At 71.0% G+C, this 17,271-nt stretch carries 13 protein-coding genes and 1 pseudogene; 4 read left to right on the top strand and 10 right to left on the bottom strand.

Annotated features, from left to right (window positions below; translation table 11 throughout):
* Positions 1 to 67: 67 nt before the first annotated feature.
* Genes ruvX through ACE4Q9_RS27515 form a run of 4 tightly spaced genes read right to left on the bottom strand, consistent with a single transcriptional unit; the run spans position 68 to position 4,065 of the window.
* Positions 68 to 532, bottom strand: coding sequence for a Holliday junction resolvase RuvX (ruvX, locus tag ACE4Q9_RS27530; protein ID WP_397986908.1), 465 nt, complete (start codon positions 530 to 532; stop codon positions 68 to 70).
* A 48-nt stretch (positions 533 to 580) separates the two neighbouring features.
* Positions 581 to 3,253, bottom strand: coding sequence for an alanine--tRNA ligase (gene alaS, locus ACE4Q9_RS27525; RefSeq protein WP_397986907.1), 2,673 nt, complete (start codon positions 3,251 to 3,253; stop codon positions 581 to 583).
* Entirely contained in the window at positions 3,253 to 3,609 is a 357-nt protein-coding gene (locus ACE4Q9_RS27520; RefSeq protein ID WP_397986906.1) for a hypothetical protein, read from the bottom strand. Before ACE4Q9_RS27520 ends, alaS begins: the two co-directional genes overlap by 1 nt.
* Before the next feature lie 9 nt (positions 3,610 to 3,618).
* A complete protein-coding gene (locus tag ACE4Q9_RS27515) occupies positions 3,619 to 4,065 on the bottom strand; it encodes a DUF948 domain-containing protein (protein ID WP_397987347.1) in 447 nt (148 codons plus the stop codon).
* 161 nt (positions 4,066 to 4,226) lie between these two features.
* On the opposite strand from ACE4Q9_RS27515, the gene ACE4Q9_RS27510 reads away from it, so the two are divergent.
* Positions 4,227 to 6,362 carry an ATP-binding protein gene (locus ACE4Q9_RS27510; RefSeq protein WP_397986905.1) on the top strand — a complete coding sequence of 712 codons (2,136 nt, stop codon included), beginning with the start codon at positions 4,227 to 4,229 and terminating at the stop codon, positions 6,360 to 6,362.
* A 145-nt stretch (positions 6,363 to 6,507) separates the two neighbouring features.
* Here the strand turns inward: ACE4Q9_RS27510 and rpsD are convergent, their stop codons facing one another.
* The 3 genes from rpsD to ACE4Q9_RS27495 form a co-directional block, all read right to left on the bottom strand.
* Complete coding sequence (gene rpsD, locus ACE4Q9_RS27505; protein ID WP_366668402.1) at positions 6,508 to 7,122, bottom strand: 30S ribosomal protein S4; 615 nt, start codon at positions 7,120 to 7,122, stop codon at positions 6,508 to 6,510.
* Between the two features lie 304 nt (positions 7,123 to 7,426).
* The gene (locus ACE4Q9_RS27500) at positions 7,427 to 8,782 is read right to left on the bottom strand and encodes a replication-associated recombination protein A (protein WP_397986904.1); all 1,356 of its coding nucleotides are present in this window, start codon (positions 8,780 to 8,782) and stop codon (positions 7,427 to 7,429) included.
* A gap of 80 nt (positions 8,783 to 8,862) precedes the next feature.
* On the bottom strand, positions 8,863 to 9,516 hold the full coding sequence (locus ACE4Q9_RS27495) for a vitamin K epoxide reductase family protein (RefSeq protein WP_397986903.1): 654 nt from the start codon (positions 9,514 to 9,516) through the stop codon (positions 8,863 to 8,865).
* Here ACE4Q9_RS27495 and ACE4Q9_RS27490 point away from each other — a divergent pair.
* Positions 9,410 to 9,946 (top strand): annotated as a pseudogene (locus ACE4Q9_RS27490) (hypothetical protein); the annotation flags it as partial. The gene ACE4Q9_RS27495 and the pseudogene ACE4Q9_RS27490 sit on opposite strands and share 107 nt — an antisense overlap.
* Positions 9,947 to 10,150: 204 nt before the next feature.
* Here the strand turns inward: ACE4Q9_RS27490 and hisS are convergent.
* Both hisS and ACE4Q9_RS27480 read right to left on the bottom strand, forming a co-directional pair.
* Positions 10,151 to 11,413, bottom strand: coding sequence for a histidine--tRNA ligase (hisS, locus tag ACE4Q9_RS27485; protein WP_397986902.1), 1,263 nt, complete (start codon positions 11,411 to 11,413; stop codon positions 10,151 to 10,153).
* A 13-nt stretch (positions 11,414 to 11,426) separates the two neighbouring features.
* Complete coding sequence (locus ACE4Q9_RS27480) at positions 11,427 to 12,134, bottom strand: MBL fold metallo-hydrolase (protein ID WP_397986901.1); 708 nt, start codon at positions 12,132 to 12,134, stop codon at positions 11,427 to 11,429.
* 181 nt (positions 12,135 to 12,315) lie between these two features.
* On the opposite strand from ACE4Q9_RS27480, the gene ACE4Q9_RS27475 reads away from it, so the two are divergent.
* Positions 12,316 to 13,140, top strand: coding sequence for a peptidylprolyl isomerase (locus tag ACE4Q9_RS27475; RefSeq protein ID WP_397986900.1), 825 nt, complete (start codon positions 12,316 to 12,318; stop codon positions 13,138 to 13,140).
* Positions 13,141 to 13,284: 144 nt separating this feature from the next.
* On the top strand, positions 13,285 to 14,514 hold the full coding sequence (locus ACE4Q9_RS27470) for a DUF349 domain-containing protein (RefSeq protein ID WP_397986899.1): 1,230 nt from the start codon (positions 13,285 to 13,287) through the stop codon (positions 14,512 to 14,514).
* Positions 14,515 to 14,596: 82 nt separating this feature from the next.
* On the opposite strand, the gene ACE4Q9_RS27465 is transcribed toward ACE4Q9_RS27470, so the two are convergent.
* A complete protein-coding gene (locus tag ACE4Q9_RS27465; protein ID WP_397986898.1) occupies positions 14,597 to 17,134 on the bottom strand; it encodes a RelA/SpoT family protein in 2,538 nt (845 codons plus the stop codon).
* Positions 17,135 to 17,271 lie beyond the last annotated feature (137 nt).

Below are 17,271 nucleotides of genomic sequence, written 5' to 3'. Positions count from 1 at the left end.
TCCGCCTCTTGCTGTGCGGCGGCTATTCGAACGCCGCCGCATCGCGCGGAACGTTACCGTATCGCGATCAGATGACCACTTCGACGCCCTCGCCGGGTGGCTTACCTGACACCCGTTCGGATTCGAGTGCCTGCTGGAGGATGATCACAGCGGCGGCCTGATCGATGACGGCCCGGCCCTTCTTGGACTTCACGCCCGAGGCCCGCAGACCCTGGGTGGCCGTCACGGTCGTCATCCGCTCGTCCACGAGGCGGACCGGCACCGGCTTGATGCCCTTGGCGAGTTCCTGGGTGAACGCGCGGACCTTGACGGCGGCCGGGCCCTCGCCCCCCTTGAGGGAGCGGGGGAGACCTACGACTACCTCGATCGGCTCATACTCCGCCACCAGTTGACGCAACCGGCGGTGGGCGGCGGGGATGTCCCGGCCGGGGACCGTCTCCACCGGTGTGGCGAGGATCCCATCGGGGTCGCACGAGGCGACCCCGATCCGGGCGTCCCCGACGTCGATCGAAAGCCGACGTCCTCTGCGCATTTCCGACCGTTTCCTTACTCGGCTATCACTTGGCGGTCTCGGCCACTGTCACTTGGCGGTCTCGGCGACGAGACGCTCGACGGCCTCGACGGCCTCGCCGACGGCGGCCGGGTTCTGACCGCCGCCCTGGGCCACGTCCGGCTTGCCGCCACCGCCGCCGCCGAGGGTCTTGGCGGCCGTGCGCACCAGGTCGCCGGCCTTCAGACCGCGCTCGCGGGCGGCCTCGTTGGTGGCGATGACCGTCAGCGGCTTGCCGTTGTTCACCGTGAACAGGGCGACCACGGCGGGCCGGCCGCCCTGGATACGGCCGCGCACGTCGAGGACCAGCTTGCGCAGGTCGTCCGGCGTGGTGCCGTCCGGCACTTGCCCGGTGACCAGGGCGATGCCCCGCACGTCCTTGGCCGAGTCGGCGAGACCGCCGGCGGCCTGGAGCACCTTCTCGGCGCGGAACTTCTCGATCTCCTTCTCGGCGTCCTTCAGCTTGCCTAGCATGGCGGAGACCTTCTCCGGCAGTTCCTCGGAGCGGCCCTTGAGCAGTTCGGTCAGCTGGTTGACGACCGTGTGCTCACGGGCGAGGAAGTTGTAGGCGTCCACGCCGACCAGGGCTTCGATACGGCGCACACCGGAGCCGATGGAGGACTCGCCGAGCAGCTTCACCAGGCCCAGCTGGGCGGTGTTGTGCACATGGGTGCCGCCGCACAGCTCCTTGGAGAAGTCGCCGATGGTCACCACCCGGACCCGCTCGCCGTACTTCTCGCCGAACTCGGCGATGGCGCCCTGCTTCTTGGCCTGGTCGATGCCCATGACCTCGGCGTGCACGTCGAGATCGCGGGCGAGGACCTCGTTGATCTTCTGCTCGACGTCGGTCATCACGGCCGTCGGCACGGCGGACGGCGAGCCGAAGTCGAAGCGGAAGCGGCCGGGCTGGTTCTCGGAACCGGCCTGGGCGGCCGTCGGGCCGAGGGCGTCGCGCAGGGCCTGGTGGGTGAGGTGGGTGGCCGAGTGGGCGCGGGCGATGGCCTTGCGGCGGCGGTTGTCGATGGCGGCGTGGGCCTTGGCGCCGACCGTCACCTCGCCGACCTGGACGACGCCCTTGTGCACATAGACACCCGGAACCGGCTTCTGGCAGTCGCGGATCTCGATCACGGCACCGGAGTCGACCCTGATCCGGCCGGTGTCGCCGATCTGGCCGCCGCCCTCGGCGTAGAACGGGGTGCGGTCCAGGACGACCTCGACCTCGTCGCCCTCGGAGGCGGCCGGGGAGGAGACGCCGTCGACCAGCAGGCCCACGATGATGGACTCGCCCTCGGTGTCGGTGTAGCCGATGAAGTCGGTGGCACCGGCGCTGTCGGCGATCTCACGGTAGGCACCGAGATCGGCGTGGCCGGTCTTCTTGGCCTGGGCGTCGGCCTTGGCGCGCTCCCGCTGCTCCTTCATCAGGCGGCGGAAGCCCTCCTCGTCCACGGACAGGCCCTGCTCGGCGGCCATCTCCAGGGTGAGGTCGATCGGGAAGCCCCAGGTGTCGTGGAGCAGGAAGGCCTTCTCCCCGGACAGGACGCGGCCACCGGACTGCTTGGTCTCGGTGACGGCGGTGTCCAGGATGTTGGTGCCGGCCTTCAGCGTCTTCAGGAAGGCGTTCTCCTCGGCGAGGGCGACCTTCTCGATGCGCTCGCGGTCGGTGAGCAGCTCCGGGTACTGCTGACCCATCATGGCGATCACGGTGTCGATCAGGTCCTTGACGACCGGACCCGTGGCGCCCAGGAGCCGCATGTTGCGGATGGCGCGGCGCATGATGCGGCGCAGCACGTAGCCGCGGCCCTCGTTGCCCGGAGTGACGCCGTCGCCGATGAGCATCACGGAGGTGCGCATGTGGTCGGTGACCACGCGCAGGGAGACGTCCGAGTCGTGGGCGTCGCCGTAGCGGACGCCGGTCAGCTCGGTGGCCTTCTCGATGACGGCCATCGAGGTGTCGATCTCGTACATGTTCTGCACGCCCTGAAGGATCATGGCGAGACGTTCGAGGCCGAGGCCGGTGTCGATGTTCTTGCTGGGCAGGTCACCGAGGATCTCGAAGTCGTCCTTGCCGGTGCCCTCGCCCCGCTCGTACTGCATGAAGACGAGGTTCCAGATCTCCACGTACCGCTCGTCGTTGACGGCCGGGCCGCCCTCGGCGCCGAACTCGGGGCCGCGGTCGTAGTTGATCTCGGAGCAGGGTCCGCAGGGGCCGGGGACGCCCATGGACCAGAAGTTGTCCTTCTTGCCCAGGCGCTGGATGCGCTCCTTGGGCACGCCGACGACCTCGTGCCAGATCTGCTCGGCCTCGTCGTCGTCCTGGTAGACGGTGATCCACAGGCGCTCGGGGTCGAGGCCGTAACCGCCCTTGTCCCGGTCGCTGGTGAGCAGCTCCCAGGCGTACTTGATGGCGCCTTCCTTGAAGTAGTCGCCGAAGGAGAAGTTGCCGCACATCTGGAAGAACGTGCCGTGGCGGGTGGTCTTGCCGACCTCTTCGATGTCGGGGGTGCGCACGCACTTCTGCACGCTGGTGGCGCGCTGGAAGGGCGGCTTGACCTCACCCAGGAAGTAGGGCTTGAAGGGCACCATGCCGGCGGGGACGAGGAGCAGAGTCGGGTCGTCCGCGATGAGCGACGCCGAAGGGACGACGGTGTGCCCGCGCTCCTCGAAGAAGCTCAGCCAGCGGCGGCGAATCTCGGCCGACTCCATCAGTGGTCCTCATTCCGGTTGTACGAGTGCATCGGGGATTCGATGTACTTCGGGTTGGTGCGGTTGGTGTTCGGTGCGTACTCGATGGCGGTGAGCCGCCGGGGGGCGGGGAGCGCGTCGCCCTGGATGCCGAGGGCCTCCTGGAGTTCGTCCTCCCGCTGGGCCATGTTGTCGCGGACGTCGAGCGCGAAGCCGACCGCGCGGTCCTTCAGGCGCTGCCCGGTCTCCAGGGCCTTGTTGGCCGCGGTGGCGGCCAGGCTTTCGGGGGTCAGCTGCCTCAGCTTGCGGTTGACCTTGGTGGTGGCCCAGACGCCGGCGGCGACACCGGTGGTGAACCAGAAGGTACGACGGAACATGGCTCGCTCTCAGTCCCTCTTCCCGCGGAGGTTGCGCTTGCGTCGTGCGGCGGGGACCGTGCGGCCCACGATCACGGTACGCCGGTCCGATGTCCCGGCCACGTCCTCCTCCTTGCGGCCGCCGAGCGCCCTGCGGACGCCGTAGCCGAAGGCCGCGACCTTGACCAGCGGGCCGCCGAAGGTGGAGGCGACGGTGGTGGACAGGGCGGAGGCGTTGGAGGTGACCTCCTGGACGTCGCTGGCGATCGCGTCGACCCGGTCGATCTGGGTCTGCGCGGAGCGCACCGCCTGGGAGGCGTCCGCGAGCAGCGGGACGGCCTGGTCGGTCACGTCCGCCACGAGCTTGGTGGTCGCCTTGAGCGTCTGGGCCACCCTCGCGAGAGCCACCGCGAGGAAGGAGACCAGGATCGCCCAGAAGACGGCCACCAGGATTCCGGCCACCTCGCCACCGGACACTGTGCGCACCCGCTCCCTGAAACGTGCCTGAGCATCGGAAAAGTCGTGTCCCGAGCCTATCGCGCCGGGGCGGACGCTCCGTACCGGATTACCGGCGGAAACGGTGGAGTTACAGGAAGCGATTGTACGGAATGAACACGGTTCAGTACGCTCCGTGTCCCATGCGAGGTCCTCAGTGCCCAGAACCTTTCGCCGATGGCGAGCCGCCCCTTGAACTGACCGGATTCGTCGGACGGACGGCGCAGGCGGCGGAGCTCGCCGCGGCGCTGCGGTCGGCCCGCCTGGTGACGGTGACCGGGGCCGGCGGAGTGGGCAAGTCCCGGCTGGCCGCGCGCGTCGTCGCCGGCTGGGAGACCGCGTACGGCTGGGTGGAGCTGGCGTCCGTGCACGACGGGGAGTTCGTGGAGTACGCGGTGGCGGAGGCCCTCGGGCTGACCGACCACACCACCCGGCCGCCGCGCGAGACGGTGCCGGAGCAACTGGCCGCACGCCCGCTGCTGCTGGTCCTCGACGGGTTCGAGCATCTGGTGGCGGCCACCGCCGAGCTGGTCGCGCACCTGCTGCGCGGGCTGCCCGAGCTGCGGGTGCTGGCGGTGGGCCGGCGCCCGCTGGGCCTCGCGGGCGAGCGGCTGTTCCCGCTGGCGCCGCTCGGCGCGGACGAGGCGGCCGAGCTGCTCGTCGAGCGGGCCGGGGAGCACGGGATCACGGTGTCCGACGGCCCCGAGGTGCGGGAGCTGTGCCGCCGGCTGGACGGCATCCCGCTGGCGCTGGAGCTGGCGGCGGGGCGACTGCGGGCCCTGTCCCCCGCGCAGTTGCTGGACCGCCTCGACGACCGGTTCCGGCTGCTGACCGGCGGCGGGCGCGGTGTGCCGCCGCGGCACCGGACGCTGCGCACGGCGATCGGCTGGAGCCATGAGCTGTGCACCGGACCCGAGCGGCTGCTGTGGGCGCGGCTGACGGTGTTCGCGGGGAGCTTCGACCTGGAGGCGGTCGAATACGTGTGCAGCGGGGACGGGCTCCCCGAGGCGGACATCCTGGACGTGCTCTCGGAGCTGCTGGCCCAGTCGGTGATCGCCCGCGAGGAGACCGGGGCGGGTGCGCGCTACCGGATGCTGGACACCGTGCGGGCCTACGGCGCCGACTGGCTGGAAGCGACCGGGGACGCGGCGCGGCTGCGGCGGCGGCACCGGGACTGGTACCTGGGCCTGGCGACCTGGTGCGAGCTGGAGTGGTTCTCACCCCAGCAGCGGGAGGTGGCCGCGCGGGTGGCGGTGGAGCTGCCCAGCCTGCGGGCCGCGCTGGAGTTCTGCCTCACCGAGCCCGCGGAGGCGCATCTGGGGCAGTACCTGGCGGGGTCGCTGTGGTTCTGCTGGGTGGGCTGCGGGCGGCTGGCGGAGGGGCGGCGCTGGCTGGAGCGGAGCCTGGCGCTGGAGTCGGGTTACGAGCGGTCCCGGCTGAAGGCGCTGTGGGTGCTCGGCTATGTGGCGGTGCTCCAGGGCGACAGCGGGCCGGCGCTCCGGGTGCTGCGCGGGTGCCGGGAGCGGGCGCGGCGGTCGGGGGACGCGCTGGCGCTGGCGTACGCGGAGCACCGCACCGGCTGTCTGGCGCTGGTCACGGACGATCTGCCGCGTGCAGAAACGCTGCTGCGCTCGGCGCTGGCGCGCTACCGGGAGCTGGGCGAGCTGAACAGCAATGTGCTGATGGGGCGGGTCGAGCTGGCGATGGCGCGCGCCTTCCAGGGGGATCTGCCGGAGGCGGTGGGACTGTGCGAGGACGTGCGCCGGGTGTGCGAGGAGCACGGGGAGCGCTGGGCGCGGTCGTACGCGCTGTACGTCCTGGCGTACGCGGCCTGGCGGGAGGGCGCCCCGGCGCGGACGCGGGAGCTGCTGACCGAGTGCCTGGGCCACGCGCACGCCTTCGACGATCTGCTCGGCTCGGTCCTGGCCCTGGAACTGCTCGCGCTGGTGACGGCGACCGAGGGCGATCACGCCGAGGCGGCCGTCCTCCAGGGCGCGGCCGCCCGGCTGTGGCCCTCGGTGGGGCTGCCCCTGTTCGGTTCGGCGCACTACAACGCGCCGCACGCGCAGTGCGAGTCGGCCGCCCGCGGCGCGCTCGGCGATGTCCGGTACGAGGAGTGCGCCCGGCGCGGCGGGCGTCTGGACCGGGAGGCGGCGGTGCGCCGGGCGCTGGGCGCGCCGGGGGCACGGGCCGCGGCCGCGGTGCCGGCTCCGCGCGGGGCGGGACGGCGGGACGCGGTGCGGACGGGCGGGGGCCGCGAGGCGGGGAAGGGCAGGTAGGTCCGGCAGCGCCGGTGGGAGGGGTGCGCGGCGCGCCCTGGACGCCTCGCGCGGCGCGCGGGCCCGGAAAACGCGTACCCGCCGCCCCCTGCCCTCGCGGGCGGGAGACGGCGGGCCGGAGTGCGGTGCTGCGCCGGGGCTGGGATCAGCGGGCGTAGTACTCGACGACGAGCTGCTCGTCGCAGATCACCGGGATCTCCTTGCGGTTCGGCTCGCGGTCCAGGCGGAACGCCAGGGCCTTGAGGTTCACCTGGAGGTAGCGCGGGGTCTCGCCGTCCGCGGCGAAGCCACCCTCACGGGCGATCTGGAACAGCGTCTTGTCCTTGGAGCGGTCGCGGACCTGCACGACGTCGTCCGGACGGACACGGAAGGACGGCTTGTCGACCTTCTGGCCGTTGACCTGGATGTGGCCGTGGACGACCATCTGGCGGGCCTGGTAGATCGTGCGGGCCAGGCCCGAACGCAGGACCAGCGCGTCGAGGCGGCGCTCCAGCTCGATGATCAGGGCCTCACCGGTCTTGCCCTGAACCTTGGAGGCACGCTCGTAGGCGCGGACGAGCTGGCGCTCGGACACGTCGTACTGCGCGCGCAGGCGCTGCTTCTCCAGCAGACGGACCTTGTAGTCCGAGTTCTGCTTGCGGCCGCGGCCGTGCTCACCCGGCGGGTAGGGGCGGGCCTCGAAGTACTTGACGGCCTTCGGGGTCAGCGCGATACCGAGGGCACGCGACTTCTTGACCTTGGGGCGGGACTGGTTCGCCACTGTCTCAATCTCGTTTCGTAGTGTTCGGCTTGCCAGATGTTTCGGGAGGTCGCATCCGCAGCCGGGAAGACCCGCCGGTCCGCTGGGGACCCGCTGGGCAGCCGCTTCCCTGGTCTGGGCACATACGTGCAGCACGCGAGTGGCCCACCGACCGCTCCGGAACTCCGGGTGGTGGTGGGCTGCCCGCGACACCGTTCGACGGTGCGCGACGCTCCTGGAGTCCGTCCCGGAGGACGGGGTCTCCGGCCCGCTGTCCCGCTCTGACGGCACGGGACTGGGCGCTTCGCAGCAGTCTACAGGCTGCTCAGGACCGCCTGCGACCGAGGTGCTTGCGGGTCCAGTCGACCGCGTCCGCGTAGCGCGCCTCGGCGCCGTGCCGGGTCGGCGCGTAGTACTCGCGGTCCTTGATCACGTCCGGGGCGTACTGCTGCTCGGCGATGCCCTCGGGCAGGTCGTGCGGATAGACATAGCCCTGCGCGTGGCCGAGTTTGGCGGCGCCCTTGTAGTGGCTGTCGCGCAGATGCGGCGGGACGGCGCCGGCCAGGCCCTTGCGGACGTCCTCCAGGGCGGCGCCTATCGCGGTCGTCGCGGAGTTGGACTTGGGAGCGAGCGCGAGGGCGATGGTGGCGTGGCTGAGGGTGAGGGCCGCCTCGGGGAAGCCGATCATGGCGACGGCCTGGGCGGCGGCGACCGCGATGGGCAGCGCGTTCGGGTCGGCCAAGCCGATGTCCTCGCTGGCGGAGATCATCAGCCGCCGGGCGATGAACCGGGGGTCCTCGCCGGCCTCGATCATGCGGGCGAGGTAGTGCAGGGCGGCGTCCACGTCGGAGCCGCGGATGGACTTGATGAGGGCGCTGGCGACGTCGTAGTGCTGGTCGCCGTCGCGGTCGTACTTCACCGCCGCCCGGTCCACGGTCTGCTCCAGCGTGGCCAGGGAGACCTCGCTCTCGCCTTGGTCGAGGGCGGCGCCGGCGGCGGCCTCCAGGGCGGTCAGGGCGCGCCGGGCGTCGCCGCCCGCGATGCGCAGCAGGTGCTCCTCGGTGTCCTCGGGGAGGGTGACCGCGCCCTTCAGGCCGCGCTCGGCGGTCAGGGCGCGACGGAGCAGGCCGCGGATGTCGTCGTCGGTGAGGGGTTCGAGGGTGAGCAGCAGGGAGCGGGACAGCAGCGGGGAGATTACCGAGAAGTAGGGGTTCTCGGTGGTGGCCGCGATCAGGGTCACCCAGCGGTTCTCGACCGCGGGGAGCAGGGAGTCCTGCTGGGCCTTGCTGAAGCGGTGGATCTCGTCCAGGAAGAGGACGGTCTCGGTGCCGAAGCCGCCGGTGGCGCGGCGGGCGCCGTCGATGACCGCGCGCACCTCCTTGACGCCCGCGGTGATCGCGGACAGCTCCACGAAGCGCTTGTTGGTGGCCTTGGAGACCACGTACGCGAGGGTAGTCTTGCCGGTGCCGGGAGGGCCCCACAGGATCACCGAGGACGGTCCGGCGGGGCCGCCGGAGCCCTCGCCGACCAGGCGGCGCAGCGGCGAGCCGGGCCTGAGCAGGTGCTGCTGGCCCACGACCTCGTCCAGGGTGCGCGGGCGCATGCGCACCGCCAGGGGACTGGCCGCCGGGTCCTTCTCCTGGCGTTCCTCGGCTGCGGCGGTGAAGAGGTCGGGTTCCACGCTGAAACCCTAAGACACGGCACTGACAATGCGGCCCGGCCCCTTGCCGGGACCGGGCCGAAGGCGGTGGGCGGGCCGGGTCAGGCCCAGAGGGCGCTGCCCCAGCGGGTCAGGATCAGCATGGCGATGATGCCGCAGTGGGTGACCGGCAGCACCCAGGCGAACTCGCCGAAGAAGGAGCGCAGCCAGCGCGGGGCGGGCAGGAAGGCGTTGCGGACGTTGAACGAGGTGACGTACCAGAACATGGTGATCGTGGCGACCCAGGCCAGCGAGCACCACAGGCACAGCGCGTTGATCCGGTAGAGGGACTCGAACTGGAGCCAGGTGACGAAGCAGACGCCGAAGAGGCAGCCGAAGTTGAAGGTCAGCCAGTACCAGCGCGGGAAGCGGGCGTGGGCCAGCAGGCTCATGCCGACGCAGATCACGATGCCGTAGCAGACCAGGCCGAGCATCGGGTTGGGGAAGCCGAAGGCGGCGGCCTGTTTGCTCTCCATCACGCTGCCGCAGGAGACCACCGGGTTCATGCTGCAACCGGGGGTGAAGGTCTTGCCCGCGACCTTGTACTCAAGGATCTTGAACTTGTCGAGCGTGATCACCCAGGCGGCCAGCAGTCCGGCCGCGCCGGTGATGACCAGGAGCAGGGCGAAGGCGCGGCTGCCGCCCACCGAGCGGCCGTCGGCGGCGCGGTCGGGGCCGGACACCGCGGAGACGTCGTTGACTGTCGTCTTGCTCATCACGCCGATTCCGTCACTTGAGAGTTGGACCATCTTCGGGCACCGGCCATTGTGCCGCACCCCTGTGTGTGTCCACCGTTCGATGGACATAAGAAAGTCCGCCCGGTGGTCACGGACCGCACGGTTTTGGCCGGAACATCAAGGCCATGACAGCACACGCGAACGAATTCGCGGTGAACGTACGGGGCCGCGCGAGCGGTACCGGGACGTGACCACGGCGGGCGGCCTGGACCTCGGCCTCCGGCACGGCGTCCGGCGCGGCGGGGTGTTCGGCCTGCTCGGGCCCGCTGGCGCGGGCAAGGGCACCGCGGTGGAGGTTTCCCAGGGCAACCGGCCACGGGACGCGGGCGAGGTCGCGGTGCCCGGCGCGGACCCGGCGACCGGCAGCCCCGCCGGGCGATCACGGGCCGGAATCGTCCGGCAGGACGAATCGGCACCTGCCGGGTTGACGGTCGCCGAGACCAGCGCGCCCGTGACCACCGCCGTCCGGTCCGCCGCCGTCCGGTCTCCCGCCTCCAGCGTGCCGGAGATCCGCGGCAGACGCGGCCTTCACCGTCGACTCGCCGATGTCCGCGGGACCAATGAGCGGGGCGCCGGGGATGCCCCCGGCGCCCCGCTCATCGACTGCCGGCGGCTAGCCGAGCCGCGACTCCAGTTCCGCCACGATCTCGTTGACGCCGATCGCGGTCTGCTCGCCGGACTCCATGTCCTTGAGCTGGACGACGCCCTCGGCGAGGTCGCGCTCGCCGGCGACGAGGGTGTAGCGGGCGCCCGAGCGGTTGGCGTTCTTCATCGCGCCCTTGAGCCCCTTGCCGCCGAACGCGAAGTCCGCCGCGATGCCCACCTTGCGCAACTCGGTGACCTTGGCGAACAGCACGCGGCGGGCCTCCTCGCCGAGCGGGACGGCATACACCGAGGTGGTGGACGGGAGGTCCAGCCGGACGCCCTCGGCCTCCAGCGCGAGGACCGTGCGGTCGACGCCGAGGGCCCAGCCGACGGAGGGCAGCGCGGGGCCGCCGATCATCTCGGACAGGCCGTCGTACCGACCGCCGCCGCCCACCGCGGACTGCGAGCCGAGTCCGTCGTGCACGAACTCGAAGGTGGTGCGCGTGTAGTAGTCCAGGCCGCGGACCAGCTTCGGGTCGTCCTCGAAGGCCACGCCGGCCGCCGTGATCAGCTCGCGGACCTCCTCGTGGTACGCCTTGCAGGCGTCGCACAGGTAGTCGCGCAGCAGCGGGGCGCCGGTGAGCTGCTTCTGCACCGACTCGCGCTTGTCGTCCAGGACGCGCAGCGGGTTGATCTCGGCGCGCCGCAGCGTGTCCTCGTCGAGGTCGAGGCCGCGCAGGAAGTCCTGGAGCGCGGCCCGGTACACCGGCCGGCACTCCTTGTCGCCCAGGCTGTTGAGCAGGATGCGGAAATTCCGCAGGCCCAGCGAGCGGTACGCCTGGTCGGCCAGGATGATCAGCTCGGCGTCCAGCGCCGGGTCCTCCGCGCCGATCGCCTCGGCCCCGACCTGGGAGAAGTGGCGGTAACGGCCCTTCTGCGGGCGCTCGTAGCGGTAGTACGAGCCGGAGTACCAGAGCTTGACCGGGAGGTTGCCGGTCTTGTGCAGGTTGGCCTCCAGGGCCGCGCGCAGCACGGAGGCCGTGCCCTCGGGGCGCAGGGCGAGCTTGTCGCCGCCCTTGGTCTCGAAGGCGTACATCTCCTTGGTGACGATGTCGGTGGACTCGCCGACACCGCGCGCGAACAACTCGACGTTCTCGAAGCCGGGCGTCTCGATGTAGCCGTAGCCGGAGCCGCGCAGCGGGGCGGCGATCGCCTCGCGGACCGCCAGGTACGTCGCGGAATCCGGCGGGATCAGGTCGTAGGTGCCCTTGGGGGCCTGGAAGGTGCTCACGGAAGCTCTCTCGTCACATTCCTCGTCGGGGAGCCGCGGGGGCTCCCTGGCCGGCGGCCACTTCCCGCAGATAGGGGTTGGTGGCGCGCTCACGGCCGATGGTCGTCTGGGGGCCGTGGCCGGACAGGACCACGGTGGAGTCGTCGAGCGGCAGGCACACGCGTGCCAGCGACCCGAGCATGTCCGCCATGGAGCCGCCCGGCAGGTCGGTGCGTCCGATGGAGCCGGCGAACAGCAGATCCCCGGAGAAGAACACCGACGGTACGTCGGCGCTCTCGGGCATCCGGAAGGTCACCGACCCCTTGGTATGGCCCGGCGCGTGCGCGACGGAGAACTCCAGGCCGGCCAGGTCCAGCTTCGCCCCGTCGGCCAGTTCCCGGACGTCGTCGGGCTCGCCCACGGTCAGCTCGCCCATGAGGGGCATGCCGATGGAGCGGCCGAGCGCCTTCTCCGGGTCGCTCATCATGTAGCGGTCCGCGGGGTGGATCCAGGCGGGCACGTCATGGGCGCCGCACACGGGGACGACCGAGGCCACGTGGTCGATGTGGCCATGGGTGAGGACGACGGCGACGGGCTTGAGCCGATGCTTCTTCAGCGCTTCCTCGACTCCCTCGGCGGCCTGGTGGCCGGGGTCGATGATCACGCACTCCTCACCGGCGGCGGGGGCGACGAGATAGCAGTTCGTCCCCCAGGCCCCGGCGGGGAACCCGGCAATCAGCACGATCGTCCTTCGTTTCATCGGTCGGCAGGCGGTGACAAGGCGGCCTCGGCCGCACTCAGAGCCTACCGGCGCTGCCGTTTCCTCAGCGAACCCATATACGGTACGGGGCTACACGCAGTGGTCGGCCCACGAGGACGCACGCGTACCGCTCGACACACGACACGCATGAGGAGAGAACCCGGTGGTCAGCCAGGAGCAGCGGCGGCGTCAGCTCGCCCGGGAGAAGTTCTTGCGGCAGCAGCAGCGACGCACCGAGTCACGGCGCAAGGCCCGCGTGCGCAACTCCGCGATCGCGTCGGTAGTGGGCGTGATCGTGATCGGCAGTGTGGTGCTCTACACGACCCATGCGCTGGGCGGCGACGGCAAGAAGACCGACGCCGGTGCCAAGACGACGCCGAGCGCGTCCTCCAAGCCGAGCAAGGCGCCGGACCCGTGCCAGAAGCCGGCGGCGGGCTCGGTGAAGAAGCTCAGCTGGAAGAAGGAGCCGGCGATGACGATCGACACGTCGGCGAAGTACACGATGAACCTCGCGACGACGTGCGGTGACATCCCGATCACGCTGAAGACGTCGGCCGCCCCGCACACGGTCAACTCCTTCGACTTCCTCGCGGGCAAGGGCTTCTTCGACCACACCAAGTGCCACCGCCTGACCACGCAGGGCATCTACGTGCTCCAGTGCGGCGACCCGCAGGGCACCGGCATGGGCGGTCCCGGCTACACGCTGCCGGACGAGAACCTGAAGGACGCCAGCCTGAAGAAGAACACCTACCCGGCGGGCACGGTGGCGATGGCCAACACCGGCCAGAAGCACACCGGCGGCAGCCAGTTCTTCCTGGTCTACAAGGACAGTCCGCTGCCGCCCAAGTACACGCCGTTCGGCACGATCTCCGCGTCCGGCATGAAGGTGCTGAGCAAGATCGCGGCGGCGGGCGAGAGCACCGGCCAGGGTGACGGTGCCCCCAACGCGACCGTTGTGATCAACAAGGCGACGGTCACCAAGTCCTGAGGCCCGCCAGGGCTGTCGGCGCAATTTCGGTCGCGCTGGATGCGGACAGGGAACCCGCTGGTCGCCTATGTTGGCCGTGACGAAACTGTGGTGGATGTCCGGGGGCGCTGAGGCACCCCGCAGGCATCATGTGGAGGAGGCGCTGTGAGCAGCGACCCGTGGGGCCGCGTCGACGAGACGGGGACCGTGTACGTGCGTACGGCCGACGGCGAGCAGGTCGTCGGATCCTGGGCGGCCGGCTCCCCTGAGGAGGCGCTGGCCTACTTCGAGCGCAAGTACGAGGGCCTGGTTGTCGAGATCGGCCTCCTCGAGAAGCGAGTGCGGACCACCGACCTGTCGGCGAAGGACGCCCAGGCCGCCATCGACCATCTGCGCGAGCAGGTGGACGCGCACCACGCGGTCGGCGATCTGGACGCGCTGCGCGGCCGCCTCGACAAGCTCGTGGAGACGGTCGAGGCGCGCCGCGAGGAGCGCAAGGTCCAGCGGGCCAAGCAGTCCGACGAGGCCCGCAAGGCCAAGGAGGACCTGGTCGCCGAGGCGGAGCGGCTGGCGCAGTCCGACCAGTGGCGGGCCGCGGGTGAGCGGCTGCGGGCGCTGGTGGACACCTGGAAGGGGCTGCCGCGTCTGGACCGCAAGTCCGACGACGAGCTGTGGCACCGCTTCTCGCACGCCCGGTCGGCGTTCTCCAAGCGTCGCAAGGCGCACTTCGCGCAGCTGGACGCGCAGCGCGAGGACGCCCGCCGGATCAAGGAGCGGCTGGTCGCCGAGGCCGAGTCGCTGTCCGGGTCCACGGACTGGGGTCCGACGGCGGCCCGCTACCGCGATCTGATGGCGGAGTGGAAGGCCGCGGGGCGCGCCCAGCGCGAGCACGAGGACGACCTGTGGAACCGCTTCCGCGGCGCCCAGGACGTGTTCTTCGCGGCCCGCAGCTCGGTGTTCGCCGAGCGGGACGCGGAGCAGGCGGAGAACCTGAAGCTCAAGGAGGAGCTGGCCGAGGAGGCCGAGAAGCTGCTGCCGATCGGCGATCTGAAGGCCGCCCGTGCCGCCTTCCGTTCGATCAACGAGCGCTGGGAGGCCATCGGTCACGTCCCGCGCGACGCGCGCCCGAAGGTCGAGGGCCGGATGCACGCGGTCGAGCGGGCGATCCAGGAGGCCGAGGAGGCCGAGTGGCGCCGGACGAACCCGGAGGCGCGGGCGCGCGCCGAGGGTCTGACCGGTCAGCTCCAGGCCGCCGTGGACAAGCTCCGCGCGCAGATCGAGCAGGCCCGTGCCCAGGGCAACAACGCGAGGGCCGACAAGCTCCAGAAGGAGCTGGAGGGCCGCCAGGCGCTCCTGGACCAGGCGCTGAAGGGCCTCCAGGAGTTCGGCGGCTGAACTCCCCCGTTGCCGGTGTGAAAGGGCCCCGTACGCGCGTACGGGGCCCTTTCCGGTGCTTACGGCGCGGTGGCCGCGGTTGCTACGACCGGGTGCGTCCCGAGGTCACGCGGTACACGTCGTACACGCCCTCCACGCCGCGCACGGCCTTCAGGACGTGGCCGAGGTGCTTGGGGTCGCCCATCTCGAAGGTGAAGCGGGAGGTGGCGACGCGGTCGCGGGAGGTCTGGACGGCGGCCGACAGGATGTTGACGTGCTGGTCGGACAGCACGCGCGTGACGTCCGAGAGCAGCCGGGAGCGGTCCAGGGCCTCGACCTGGATGGCGACCAGGAAGACCGAGGACTGGGTGGGCGCCCACTCGACGTCGAGGATGCGCTCGGGCTCGCGGGAGAGCGACTCCACGTTGAGGCAGTCGCTGCGGTGCACGGAGACGCCGCTGCCGCGGGTGACGAAGCCGATGATCGGATCGCCGGGCACGGGCGTGCAGCAGCGGGCCAGCTTGACCCACACGTCGTCGACGCCCTTGACCACGACACCGGGGTCGGCGCTGGAGCGGCGCTTGCGCCGACCGCGGGACGGCGGGACCGACTCGTCGATCTCCTCGGTGGCGGCCTCCTCACCGCCGAGGGCCTGCACCAGCTTCTGCACGATGTTCTGCGCGGAGACATGGCCCTCGCCTATCGCCGCGTACAGCGCGGAGATGTCGGAGTAGCGCATCTCGTGCGCGAGCGTGATCAGGGAGTCGCCGTTGAGGATGCGCTGGATCGGCAGGTTCTGCTTGCGCATGGCCCGCACGATGGCGTCCTTGCCCTGCTCGATCGCCTCGTCCCGGCGCTCCTTGGAGAACCAGGCGCGGATCTTGTTGCGCGCCCGCGGCGACTTGACGAAGCCGAGCCAGTCACGGGAGGGCGCGGCGCCGGGCGCCTTTGAGGTGAAGACCTCGACCAGGTCGCCGTTGTCCAGGGTGGATTCCAGCGGTACGAGGCGGCCGTTGACCCGCGCTCCTATGGTGCGGTGGCCGACCTCGGTGTGCACCGCGTAGGCGAAGTCCACCGGGGTGGCGCCGGCCGGGAGCGCTATGACGTCGCCCTTGGGCGTGAAGACGAAGACCTCGTTGCGCGACAGGTCGAAGCGCAGGGACTCCAGGAACTCGCCGGGGTCCTCCGTCTCCTTCTGCCAGTCGAGCAACTGCCGCAGCCACGCCATGTCGTTGATGGCGTCCTTGTCCTTGCCGGTCGTCCTGGGCGCGTCGGTGCGCACCTTGGAGGCGCCGGCGACGGCCTCCTGCTTGTACTTCCAGTGCGCGGCGATGCCGTACTCGGCGCGGCGGTGCATGTCGAAGGTGCGGATCTGGAGTTCGACGGGCTTGCCGTTGGGGCCGATCACCGTGGTGTGCAGCGACTGGTACATGTTGAACTTGGGCATCGCGATGTAGTCCTTGAACCGGCCGGGGACCGGGTTCCATCGCGCGTGCACGGTGCCGAGGGCGGCGTAGCAGTCGCGGACCGTGTCGACGAGGACACGGATGCCCACCAGGTCGTAGATCTCCGCGAAGTCGCGGCCGCGGACGATCATCTTCTGGTAGACGCTGTAGTAGTGCTTCGGGCGGCCGGTGACGGTCGCCTTGATGCGGGCGGCGCGCAGGTCGGACTGGACCTCGTCGGTCACTATGGCCAGGTACTCGTCGCGCTTGGGCGCCCGCTCGGCCACCAGCCGGACGATCTCGTCGTACATCTTGGGGTAGAGGATCGCGAAGGCGAGGTCCTCCAGTTCCCACTTGATGGTGTTCATGCCCAGGCGGTGGGCGAGCGGCGCGTAGATCTCCAGGGTCTCGCGCGCCTTCTTCTCCTGCTTCTCGCGCTTGAGGTAGCGCATGGTGCGCATGTTGTGCAGGCGGTCGGCGAGCTTGATGACCAGGACGCGGGGGTCCTTGGCCATGGCGACGACCATCTTGCGCACGGTCTCGGCCTGCGCGGCCTCGCCGAACTTGACCTTGTCGAGCTTGGTGACGCCGTCCACGAGCAGGGCGACGACGTCGCCGAAGTCGCGGCGCAGGTCCTCCAGGCCGTACTCGGTGTCCTCGACCGTGTCGTGCAGCAGGCCCGCCATCAGCGTGGCCGGGTCCATGCCCAGCTCGGCGAGGATGGTGGTGACCGCGAGCGGGTGCGTGATGTACGGGTCGCCGCTCTTGCGCTTCTGGCCGCGGTGCCAGCGCTCGGCGACCTGGTAGGCGCGCTCGATCTGGCGGAGGGTGGAGTTCTCGATCTTCGGATCGTTGCTGCGCACTATCCGCAGCAGCGGCTCCAGGACCGGGTTGTACGGGTTCGCGCGCTGGACGCCGAGGCGGGCGAGGCGGGCGCGGACGCGGTTGGAGGAGCCGGAGCGGCCGGGCTGCACGGCGGGCGGGCGCACCACGGGGGGCTGGGCAGGGCGCTCGGCGGGGGTCGCCGGTTTGGGGCGCGAGGACTCCGCGGACTTCTCCACGGGCGCGGACGGGGCGTGCTCGACCGCCCCGCGGGTGTCGTTCGTGGCGGTCGACACGTTCGGCGCGGACTTGGCCGCGGGCGCCGAGGCGGGCTCGGGCTTGGCGGCGGTCAGTGGCTGGGCCTCGTCTGGCAAGAGGGCTCCTCGTGCGCGTTCCGGGTCCCCCGGTCAGGCTCCGGAGACCCCATGGTAGCGATCCCGCCGCCGCGGATCGCCCGCAGGCGGAACGCAGGGACCGAGTACCCCCTGTAACGCCAGGGGTGCGCGGGGGA

The sequence above is a fragment of the Streptomyces sp. AM6-12 genome (assembly GCF_044327085.1).
In the GTDB taxonomy this organism is placed as follows: domain Bacteria; phylum Actinomycetota; class Actinomycetes; order Streptomycetales; family Streptomycetaceae; genus Streptomyces.
The sequence above is the reverse complement of the archived record's forward strand: the minus strand, read 5'-3'. Positions and strand labels throughout refer to the sequence as shown.

What these genes read in the sequence shown, in the direction of transcription:
- ruvX (WP_397986908.1), bottom strand. Translation starts at nt 532, where the DNA reads ATGCGCAGAGGACGTCGGCTTTCGATCGACGTCGGGGACGCCCGGATC.
- alaS (WP_397986907.1), bottom strand. Translation starts at nt 3,253, where the DNA reads ATGGAGTCGGCCGAGATTCGCCGCCGCTGGCTGAGCTTCTTCGAGGAG.
- ACE4Q9_RS27520 (WP_397986906.1), bottom strand. Translation starts at nt 3,609, where the DNA reads ATGTTCCGTCGTACCTTCTGGTTCACCACCGGTGTCGCCGCCGGCGTC.
- ACE4Q9_RS27510 (WP_397986905.1), top strand. Translation starts at nt 4,227, where the DNA reads ATGCGAGGTCCTCAGTGCCCAGAACCTTTCGCCGATGGCGAGCCGCCC.
- ACE4Q9_RS27495 (WP_397986903.1), bottom strand. Translation starts at nt 9,516, where the DNA reads ATGAGCAAGACGACAGTCAACGACGTCTCCGCGGTGTCCGGCCCCGAC.